The sequence below is a fragment of the Rhizobium sp. L9 genome, from assembly GCF_002531885.1.
In the GTDB taxonomy this organism is placed as follows: Bacteria; Pseudomonadota; Alphaproteobacteria; order Rhizobiales; family Rhizobiaceae; genus Rhizobium.
This window is the reverse complement of sequence record NZ_NWSZ01000089.1, coordinates 1-1,048: the sequence shown is the minus strand read 5'-3', so window position 1 is coordinate 1,048 and position 1,048 is coordinate 1. Positions and strand designations below refer to the sequence as shown.

Below are 1,048 nucleotides of genomic sequence, written 5' to 3'. Positions count from 1 at the left end.
TAGAGCACGCTTCGATTTTTCAGAATCGCAGATTCGCAAATCAGCTGAAATATGATTCTCTGTCCTACCGGAAAAGGACGGCCGGCAAGGATGACGCACCCATATTCTGAGGATCTTCGCGAACGGGCGATGGCGCGCCTGAACACCGGAGAAACGATACGATCGATCGCAGCAGCACTTGCGATTGCTCCCTCCTGTGTTTCGAAGTGGAAGAAGCGCCTTGCGGAGACCGGCGCTCTGACGCCCGGCCGCGTCGGCGGTCGCAAGCAGCGGACTTTGTCCGGCGAACGGGCCGACTGGCTGCGCCAGCGCTGTCGATCCGGCCCGTTCACGACGCGAGGCCTTGTGGCGGAACTGGCTGAACGCGGCATCAAGACCGAGCGACGCGCCGTTTGGGTGTTCGTCCGGGCCGAGGGCCTGAGTTTCAAAAAAAACGGTTCTGCCGGCCGAGCAGACGCGGATGGATATCGCCAGGAAACGGTTGCGTTGGAAGACCCATCAACGGCGGATCGAAGCGCAGCGGCTGGTCTTTCTCGATGAGACCTGGATCAAGACCAACATGGCGCCCCTCAGGGGGTGGGCACCGCGTGGTCAACGCCTATGTGCCGCGGTTCCGCATGGGCACTGGAAAACCCTGACATTCATTGCCGCCTTGCGCTGCGACCGCATCGACGCCCCTTGGGTCATCGATGGGCCGATCAACGGCGAACTCTTTACCCTCTATATCCAGAGGATCCTCGTGCCCACGCTCGCCAAGGGCGACATCGTCATCCTCGACAATCTCGGCAGCCATAAGGGCCAAGCTGTCCGTCGTGCCATCCGGGCCGCAGGCGCGCACCTCTTCTTCCTGCCGCCTTACAGCCCGGACCTCAATCCCATCGAGCAAGTCTTTGCCAAGCTCAAGCACCTAATTAGGAGAGAACAGCCTCGCACAGTCGAAGCGACATGGCGCAAGGCTGGTGAAATGCTCGACTGCTTCTCGCCAGCAGAATGCGCAAACTACCTTACAAACTCAGGATATGCTTCCGTATGAAAGCAGCAGGCTCTA

At 59.8% G+C, this 1,048-nt stretch carries 1 protein-coding gene; it reads left to right on the top strand.

The features are described 5' to 3' along the window. The first annotated feature begins 90 nt into the window (after positions 1-90). Positions 91-1,033 (top strand): IS630 family transposase gene (locus CO660_RS33570; protein ID WP_176536422.1). Its coding sequence is split into 2 segments (ribosomal slippage): positions 91-426 and positions 428-1,033, totalling 942 coding nucleotides; the frame shifts between segments, so codons are not numbered across the junction. Positions 1,034-1,048: the final 15 nt, after the last annotated feature.